The sequence below is a fragment of the Photobacterium sp. S4TG1 genome (assembly GCF_036040035.1).
Taxonomy (GTDB): Bacteria; Pseudomonadota; Gammaproteobacteria; order Enterobacterales; family Vibrionaceae; genus Photobacterium.
Genome location: NZ_JAYXUH010000045.1, coordinates 1 through 901 on the forward strand (window position 1 = coordinate 1; position 901 = coordinate 901).

The window sequence follows — 901 nt, forward strand, 5'->3', positions numbered from 1 at the left end:
GCGTTCACCAATTAATCAAAGCTTATTAATATCATTCAATTTGGTGCATTAAACAACAGGACACAAGCAAATATAATGAAGAACCTACATATAAAAAAGAGTCATTATCTGTAATCAATAACCGCTCCCTCCCCCAATAAAGAGTACCAACAGAACTAAGAAGGAATTGTATGATGGTGGGAGTTAGCTTCACACTCTCTCGCATTCTCGAAACATCAAAATCCAGGCGTAAAAAAACTCGCAATTTCTTGCGGGCTTCTCTATTTGTCTTCACTCTACTGGAGTTGAACCAGTGACATGTGAATTAACAAGCCGCTAAGCTCCCCAATAAAGAGTACTAACTGAACTAAGAAGAAATTATATGGTGGTGGGAGTTAGCTTCACACACTCTCTCATTCTCGAAGCATCAAAATCCAGACGTAAAAAAGCCCGCAATTTCTTGCGGGCTTCTCTATTTGGCTCCCTCTACTGGACTTGAACCAGTGACATGTGAATTAACCGGCCGCTAAGCTCCCCAATAAAGAGTACCAACTGAACTAAGAAGGAATTGTATGATGGTGGGAGAAGGATTCGCTTCTTTATCATTCACAATTAACAAACTTCAGATGTAAAAAAGCCCGCAATAAAGAGTACCAACTGAACTAAGAAGGAATTATATGATGGTGGGAGAAGGATTCGCTTCTTTATCATTCACAATTAACAAACTTCAGATGTAAAAAAGCCCGCAATTTCTTGCGGGCTTCTCTATTTGGCTTCACTCTACTGGACTTGAACCAGTGACATGTGAATTAACAAGCCGCTAAGCTCTCCAATAAAGAGTACCAACTGAACTAAGAAAGAATTATATGATGGTGGGAGTTAGCTTCACACTCTCTCGCATTCTCGAAACATCAAAATCCAG

1 pseudogene is annotated in these 901 nt (G+C 39.7%); it reads right to left on the minus strand.

Going from position 1 to position 901, the window contains the following annotated elements:
- Positions 1–456: 456 nt before the first annotated feature.
- A pseudogene (locus VXS03_RS20060) lies at positions 457–546 on the minus strand.
- Positions 547–901 lie beyond the last annotated feature (355 nt).